This window comes from Zongyangia sp., assembly GCF_965361945.1.
Genome location: NZ_CBDTOK010000004.1, coordinates 1 through 4,759, shown reverse-complemented (window position 1 = coordinate 4,759; position 4,759 = coordinate 1). Strand labels below are relative to the sequence as shown.

Below are 4,759 nucleotides of genomic sequence, written 5' to 3'. Positions count from 1 at the left end.
GTCCCAGTGGCAGCTGACCACCCGGATCCTAGCGTCGGGATAGCGGGCCGGCCGGACAATGCCCAGGGTTTTCAGGTCCACGGCGATGATGTCCCTGGCCCCCTGCCGGTAGGCAATCTGGATGGGCAGGTTGTTGTAATAGCCTCCGTCGATATACTGGCGGCCGTCGATTTCATAGCTTTTCATGGTGGGGAAACAGGCGGCGCTGGCCAGCACATAATCCACAAGCTTCCCCTGGGGGATCTCCTCCGCCAGCAGGACCTCCGGCTTAAAGTCTGGGAACCGGACGGTCACCAGGCCAAAATCCATGGGGCTGCGCCGGATTTTTTCCTCATCCAGCACCCGGTAAGCCAGGTCGTGGAGGGGGGTGGCGTCTATCCCGCCCAACACATTGCCCACCGCGGCCCTGGCTTCCTGGATCAGCCCTTTCCCGGCCTCCTCTTTTCCGCCGATGGCGAGGATGTCGCCGGTGGTCAGACGCTCCCAGAGGGCCAGGGCCCCCTCAAAATCATCCTGAGCCACCATGGCGGCGTTGAGGGCGCCCACCGAGGTGCCCGCCACCGCCTGGATCTGGAAATCCAGCTCCCGCAGGGCCTGCCATACCCCGATTTGATAGGCTCCCCGGGAACCGCCGCCCGCCAAAACCAGCCCTTTTTTCATAGAGGATTCCTCCTTACCCTGTTCTAAAGACAGGATACCACAACCGCCGTGCATTTTTCATGAAAAAACTGTAACGGCTGGGCAGGGAATTTTATCCTGTGCGTCCGGTCGCTTTAAAAAGAACATAGTTTTCTAGTTTCCATGGCTTATCAGGATAATTCAGAAAATTTTGGAGATAATTTGTGCAAATTGAGTATTGATACAACTCAATATGCATGATACAATGGAATTAAAGAACAAACAAGGAATTTTGGAAGATTACACCAGCGTTGCCTGCCCGCGGGTCATGGGGACAGGCTGTTTGGAACATAACCCACCGGACGATCAAGGGAGGTGCGCCATGAATTTACAGGAGTTGGCAGTTGAATACCGCAGGACAGCGGAGCAGGTAGAAGCCCGGCTGGCCAGGCTCAAGGAAGAGCAGAAGACGGCGCGGGGGGAGGAAAGCCTCCTGCTGGAGGGCCGGGTAGCGGCCCTGTATGCGGAACTGTTGGATCTGCGGAAAATTTCGGCATATCTGACCCATTATTGGGAGAAGGAGGGGCGCCATGGGTTCCCGTTGGAGTCTTGACTTTCATCTATACGACCGGGCCAGCTTGGAGCGGTTTGCCGCTCAGACCGGGGAGGACAACAGCCGGCAGCTGAAAAAGGCCAAGCAGATTCTCCGCCGGGTGATGGAGGAGGAGCTGACCCCCTTGCAGCTGGAGTATATGACCCGGCATTACTTTGGCCGGGAGAGTATGACCCAGATCGCCCAGGACCGAGGGGTCAACAAATCCAGCGTCAGCCGGGGAATCAAAAACGGCCGGGAGCGGATTTACCGGGTACTCCGGTATCTAGACCTTCGAAATTGACAGAAATAGGGGACACCAGAGGTGATTTATCGAAAAATAGCCACTTCCTGGTTCATATAAGCTTATCCTCATTCCCAGCAGCCAGCTGATTCTCGGAATTTTCTCCTATACCCAAATTAAAAATAGAAAGCCCGGAGCAGGCAGCTCCGGGCTTTTTTGTTCTCATCCGCCGCTTTTATTGTTTGTCAAATCCCCCTGCCAGGGTAAAGGAGGCCAGAAAGCCGGCCAGCACATCCATGCCGCCAACGCCGTGGATCCCTATCTCCAGCAGCCCATTCCAGGCAGCGGGCCAGATCAGCCAGAGCCCGTAGGACAAAATCCGCGCAAAGGCCAGCAGAAGCAGGAGGAGGGCTGCCCAGCAGGCGCCATCCCACCGGAAGGAGCGCAGCTTCTCCCGGAGCCCATCCAGGCAGGCAACCGCTCCCATCCCCAAGGCGGCCAGGGGCGGCAGCGACCATGCCAGGAGGGAAAGCCATGGCTGCCGGTAGCTGTTGTCCCCAGCCTGTGCCGCCAGGGCAAGGAGGCAAAATCCTCCGCCCAGCAGCAGGAGTAGTATGGCCGCTCTCCAGAATCTTCCCTTGCTGATCATCAAATCCCCTCCTCTTTTGAAACTGTCGGCGTTTTTTCTTTTCATCTTATGTATACCTCAATAGCGCCATCAATACAATAAAATTCCACCAACAAAATTATTACAATTTTTATTTTTGTTCCAAAATAAATTATCATTAATAGCAAAGAAAGTCCCCTATTTCTTCTAAAGAAATAGGGGACTTTCTCATCGAAAGATCATGGCGGCGGCCAAAAGCCCCAGCACCGCCCACTGGAGCACTAGGTTGACCACGCTCTCCCACCGGCGGGCGGGCTTGTCCTTGAGCTCTTTGACGTCCGCTTTCACCTCGTTGAGGACCAGCAGGATATTCTGAAAGTCCTTCTGGATGCCGGCCGCCTCCAGGTTGAGGGTCTCAAACCTGCTGAAAAATTCCTTGTGGGTCTTTTGGTTGCGCTGGCTGTCCTCCTCCAGCGCCTTGATCCGATCCTCCTGGGGGCAGGCTTCACAGTTCATGCCAGGCCCTCCTTTCCCTTTGCCACAAAGGCGGAGAAACCGTCCTTTTTGAGCTTCTCGCAGAGGTTGTCAGCATTGGCTTTTACCGAAAAGGCTCCTGTCTGCACCTTGTAGAGACCGTCTACCTGCACCAGATAGGTGCTGTATCCCTTGGCCTCTAACTGCTTCGCCATGGCCTGGGCATTGGCTTTCTTGCTGAAAGCACCTGTTTGAACTCGGTAGAGGGCGTCATCCGGTTTCGCGGTTTCCCCGCCGGAGCCTCCCAGCCTCTGGTTGACCTGCTCCGCAATGTAGGGGAACTTGCTCTCCAGATAAGGCCCAGGGCAGGCCGTGGCCGCAAACCACTTGTGCATGGTCAGATTGCCCTTTGTGTCCCCGGTGTAATTGAGCTTTGGGATGCCGTTTCTTTTGCAGATGTCCGCGCAAAGCTCGATGAGCTTCTCCAAGGCGGTATCGCTGACATGCCAGTTTCCCCCGATCTGGTCGTTGGCTACCTCAATGGTGATAGCCCGATGGTCATTGTCCCCGTTGGAGGAGCACCAGGAGCGGTCTTTTTCCTCCACATACATCCCCACCCTGCCGTCGCTGCCGATGCCATAGTTGGCGCTGGCCTGCCGGGAAGATGACGCAAACAGGTTGCCGCAGGTTTCCACCGAGAGGTTTCCCGCCATGTGGTGGATGGTGATGGTATCGATCTTGTGATTTCGGGGGCTGTTTTTGTTAGGGCTGATCTTAACATAGTTCACGAGCGGGCTATTGCTCATTATCCGCGCCCTCCTTATTTTTCTTGAGGACCTCATCGGCCTGGATGGCGGCCTGGGTAAAGGAGTTATTCTTCCACCAGGCCCAGAGGGAGGAGGCCACCGTCAGCAGGGCGGTACAGCCCTGGTATACCTCCTCTTCTGAGAAGGGGAGGGGGTTGACCCCAAACATGGTCAGCACCTGGTTGAGAAGGGCAAAAGCTAACACAATCGTCCTCACCATGGTTTCTGTCGATATCTTCTTCATATGTATTCGCTCCTTTCTACGCGCCGGCCTCGATGACCACACCGCCTGGGGCTCCCGCTCCGCCGCTATATCCGGAACTCCTGCTTCTAGCACCACCTCCGGAAGCACCGCCTCCTAGTTGTGGACTGGACACATCCGTGCTGTAGGGAGCCGCCGCACCAGTCGCCGCCCCGCTTGAGGCTGCTGAAGCTACGTATTTCATAGCCGTTGTTGGCGTTCCTCCTGCTCCGCCCTGGGCGGAAAGTGACGATGTACTGGAACCGCTTGAGTTAAACCCGCCGTTGCCTCCCTGGCTTCCGTCAATGTTGGAGACGTTGCCGCCGGAGGCTGTGCCTCCCGCCCCTCCAGCTCCCGGGTTGGAAGCAGAGGCGGCACCATTTCCACCGTTGCTTCCCGCTGTGGCGGTCACCGTTTGCCCATCAAAGGACAACGTTGTCTGGCTGTCTCCTACTGTGATGGAGACGCTGTTGCTGGGAGTAAGGTAAAGCTGATGGACAGCCACCCCTCCGGTGCCTCCGCCGCCTCCCCCCGCAGCCCGGTTGATAAGGAGAGAGCTTGTACTATACTGCCGGTCGCCGCTTCCTCCATTGCCCCCCTGGCCAATGACATAGAAGCGGTACCATCCTGCTGTATCAGGGCTCCAGCTGCCGGTGGAAGCTACCACTGCGTGGGCGGCCCAGCTGGCGGGGACAGGTGGAATCCCTCCGCCGTAAAGGGATCGTCGATGGCTCATCCTCATTCCAGATCACCTACCATCCACCATTCGTTGGTTCCCATCTTTTTCAGGCTCACCGCCCCGTAGCGGCTGGCAATGCTTCTGGCGCTGTCCTTGCTGTAGAGGGTGACCCCAGAGGCCGGGGAGATGGTCACCTCTCCCGCCCCATATCTCACAATCTCGATCTCGGTGTCCACCGGGAGGGACGCTGTGGTATTGGAGGAGATGGTGATGGTGCAGGTGCCGGAAGACCTGGTACACTTCACCAGCTTCCCGGCGTAGGTAGAGCTGAGGGTCAACGCTGTTCCCGATGTGGTCATAATGTCCGCGCTTGTTTGGGCCGCTGTCACCTTGGTGGCGGTATCCAGGGAGGCCACGCCGCTGGACGCTCCCTTCTGGCTGGTAGGGATGGCGCTGACATTGGAGGCGGAGAGGGTGACGTTGCCGCTGGTATTGGGG

9 protein-coding genes are annotated in these 4,759 nt (G+C 57.2%); 2 read left to right on the top strand and 7 right to left on the bottom strand.

Annotated features, from left to right (window positions below; translation table 11 throughout):
• The coding region (locus ACZ25G_RS00385; protein ID WP_463681150.1) for a patatin-like phospholipase family protein at positions 1 to 660 on the bottom strand (660 nt) is incomplete at its 3' end.
• Between the two features lie 340 nt (positions 661 to 1,000).
• Here ACZ25G_RS00385 and ACZ25G_RS00380 point away from each other — a divergent pair.
• Positions 1,001 to 1,231, top strand: coding sequence for a hypothetical protein (locus ACZ25G_RS00380; protein WP_191481262.1), 231 nt, complete (start codon positions 1,001 to 1,003; stop codon positions 1,229 to 1,231).
• Positions 1,209 to 1,514, top strand: coding sequence for a sigma-70 family RNA polymerase sigma factor (locus ACZ25G_RS00375; RefSeq protein WP_463681149.1), 306 nt, complete (start codon positions 1,209 to 1,211; stop codon positions 1,512 to 1,514). The genes ACZ25G_RS00380 and ACZ25G_RS00375 overlap by 23 nt, the downstream gene beginning before the upstream one ends.
• Before the next feature lie 175 nt (positions 1,515 to 1,689).
• Here the strand turns inward: ACZ25G_RS00375 and ACZ25G_RS00370 are convergent, their stop codons facing one another.
• The 6 genes from ACZ25G_RS00370 to ACZ25G_RS00345 form a co-directional block, all read right to left on the bottom strand.
• Positions 1,690 to 2,103, bottom strand: coding sequence for a hypothetical protein (locus tag ACZ25G_RS00370; protein ID WP_191510464.1), 414 nt, complete (start codon positions 2,101 to 2,103; stop codon positions 1,690 to 1,692).
• 186 nt (positions 2,104 to 2,289) lie between these two features.
• Positions 2,290 to 2,577, bottom strand: coding sequence for a hypothetical protein (locus tag ACZ25G_RS00365; RefSeq protein WP_463681148.1), 288 nt, complete (start codon positions 2,575 to 2,577; stop codon positions 2,290 to 2,292).
• Positions 2,574 to 3,341 carry an N-acetylmuramoyl-L-alanine amidase gene (locus ACZ25G_RS00360; protein ID WP_463681147.1) on the bottom strand — a complete coding sequence of 256 codons (768 nt, stop codon included), beginning with the start codon at positions 3,339 to 3,341 and terminating at the stop codon, positions 2,574 to 2,576. Before ACZ25G_RS00360 ends, ACZ25G_RS00365 begins: the two co-directional genes overlap by 4 nt.
• Positions 3,331 to 3,585 carry a phage holin gene (locus ACZ25G_RS00355; RefSeq protein ID WP_463681146.1) on the bottom strand — a complete coding sequence of 85 codons (255 nt, stop codon included), beginning with the start codon at positions 3,583 to 3,585 and terminating at the stop codon, positions 3,331 to 3,333. The genes ACZ25G_RS00360 and ACZ25G_RS00355 overlap by 11 nt, the downstream gene beginning before the upstream one ends.
• A 16-nt stretch (positions 3,586 to 3,601) precedes the next feature.
• The gene (locus ACZ25G_RS00350; protein WP_463681145.1) at positions 3,602 to 4,318 is read right to left on the bottom strand and encodes a hypothetical protein; all 717 of its coding nucleotides are present in this window, start codon (positions 4,316 to 4,318) and stop codon (positions 3,602 to 3,604) included.
• Positions 4,319 to 4,320: 2 nt separating this feature from the next.
• A partial coding sequence (locus ACZ25G_RS00345; RefSeq protein ID WP_463681144.1) for a hypothetical protein occupies positions 4,321 to 4,759 on the bottom strand: 439 nt, incomplete at its 5' end.

Excerpts from the sequence above, each read along its gene's own strand:
- ACZ25G_RS00380 (WP_191481262.1), top strand. The coding sequence starts at position 1,001 with ATGAATTTACAGGAGTTGGCAGTTGAATACCGCAGGACAGCGGAGCAG.
- ACZ25G_RS00375 (WP_463681149.1), top strand. The coding sequence starts at position 1,209 with ATGGGTTCCCGTTGGAGTCTTGACTTTCATCTATACGACCGGGCCAGC.
- ACZ25G_RS00370 (WP_191510464.1), bottom strand. The coding sequence starts at position 2,103 with ATGATCAGCAAGGGAAGATTCTGGAGAGCGGCCATACTACTCCTGCTG.
- ACZ25G_RS00365 (WP_463681148.1), bottom strand. The coding sequence starts at position 2,577 with ATGAACTGTGAAGCCTGCCCCCAGGAGGATCGGATCAAGGCGCTGGAG.
- ACZ25G_RS00360 (WP_463681147.1), bottom strand. The coding sequence starts at position 3,341 with ATGAGCAATAGCCCGCTCGTGAACTATGTTAAGATCAGCCCTAACAAA.
- ACZ25G_RS00355 (WP_463681146.1), bottom strand. The coding sequence starts at position 3,585 with ATGAAGAAGATATCGACAGAAACCATGGTGAGGACGATTGTGTTAGCT.
- ACZ25G_RS00350 (WP_463681145.1), bottom strand. The coding sequence starts at position 4,318 with ATGAGCCATCGACGATCCCTTTACGGCGGAGGGATTCCACCTGTCCCC.